The following is a 1,756-nucleotide window of genomic DNA, read 5'->3' on the forward strand; positions in this document are numbered from 1 at the left end:
AAAACATTAAGTCGAGATGAAATGAAAAATGTAAAGGCCGGTACTGGATCTTGTAGAGTATTTCTAAGAAATGCAGACGGTAGCGTTCTTGGTTATTCGGATGGGAGTTTTACCGTCGGCGAAGCCCAAGATTTATACGGAGAATCAAACCCTGATGGTTCATATGTATCCGGTTATTGTTGTGCAAGTTGTGGTGCTCCGGGTTTTGAAAATGCCCCTTCCTCTTAGTAATAATTAGTTAAAGAAATAATACTGGCAGGGCTTTCCATTAAATCCTGCCACTTTATACAATGCTATGCGATATATAATACCATTATTCATTTTGAGTTTATTTTTGGGATGTAGCAACGGCCGCCGGCCAGCAGAGAAGCCTTCCCAATCCAAGCAAATTTCGAAAATAAAAGCAAAGCTGCCGGACAGTCTCCAAAACTTAGAAAACCTGCAGGTGTATTCCCTTCAAGACCAGCCTTATGACACGGTTACATTCCAGCGAGAGCAGGTATTTGAAAGTAGCAAGGAGGCTATTTTTGATGGTTATACCGGAGAAATAGCTGTAGATGAACAGAATAGGGTATATATTGCAGTGACCAAACTCGGCTCAGTCGCCGTTTACGTATTTAGCCCGGAGGGAGAATTTATTACGAAATTTCTGCGTGAAGGGCGCGGGCCCGGAGAATTTATAAAAATATCCGATATACTGCTTCAAAATAATTCATTGTATGTTTTTGGCGGATCTTTACAAAAAGTGGGAATATTCAATTTAAAGAGCCATAACCGAAAGCATTCTATTACTATCAATACGGATTCTTTGACTGATAAATTATCTGTTTTAAAAGCAGACGATTTATTATCAACGAATGAAGGGAGACTTATTGTAAGTTTTAAGGGTTCGACCCTATTTAATCCTAATATGCTCTCCAATAAGTATTATTATGAAATTTCTAAAAAAGGTATCGTAATAGATAAGCCGATTTTAAAAATACCTAAAACATCATTTTATAAACCGAATAACCGAAAAACTACTCATGGAACTATCCGATTGCCACGATCAATGCCCTTTTCTCGCAATACATTGGTTTCCGCCGGTGATAGCCTGCTATACTCAGCCTGGACGGAACATTTTTTGATCAAGGTTTATGATAAGAGTGGCAACTACCGGCGGGCTTTTTATTATCCGTATGAGCAAGCTCCGCTATCTGTTTCGGAGATGCCCTTGGGGGAAGCGCGACAAAAATTAATCGAGGAGCATCCCGAAAAAGTGCCCGATACCTGGCCAGTCATTCACAATATAACCGCCGATGATGAAGGACGCCTGTGGGGGCAGACCATTACCAAAAGTGACAGTACTTATAAGGGGTGGGTCCTTAATAACCAAGGTAAGCTGCTGGCCCGATTCAGCTGGCCGGGAAGACGAGCAGAACGAACACCGGAAACTCCGCCGCTGTTCAAAATAAAAAATGGCTACCTGTACACGCGAGAGCGCGATATTTCTAAGGGCATTGACCGAATTGTGAAACATAAGATAAATTTTGAGTAACAGCTATGGCAGGTTTAAAAATCTACCGCCAGCACAACAAAATTGCACATCTACCTGCCTGTACACAATTGTAAACCCTATTAATAAAATTATACGCAGAGGGATTTATTAAAAATGCCATTTATTGAAGATCCATATAAAGTTCAGGACAAATATCAGGAGAGATCTCAAGCATTTGGCCGGGAGCCTTGTTATAGTACTATCAGCTGCATTAGCAGC

The 1,756-nt window shown here is 40.8% G+C and carries 2 protein-coding genes; both read left to right on the forward strand.

What is annotated here, in order from left to right:
* Window positions 1–228: hypothetical protein (locus G3569_RS18150; protein ID WP_205720289.1), on the forward strand; the 228-nt coding region annotated here is incomplete at its 5' end.
* A gap of 94 nt (window positions 229–322) precedes the next feature.
* Window positions 323–1,537 carry a BF3164 family lipoprotein gene (locus tag G3569_RS18155; RefSeq protein ID WP_205720290.1) on the forward strand — a complete coding sequence of 405 codons (1,215 nt, stop codon included), beginning with the start codon at window positions 323–325 and terminating at the stop codon, window positions 1,535–1,537.
* Window positions 1,538–1,756: the final 219 nt, after the last annotated feature.

Source organism: Fodinibius halophilus (genome assembly GCF_011059105.1).
Lineage (GTDB): Bacteria > Bacteroidota > Rhodothermia > Balneolales > Balneolaceae > Fodinibius > Fodinibius halophilus.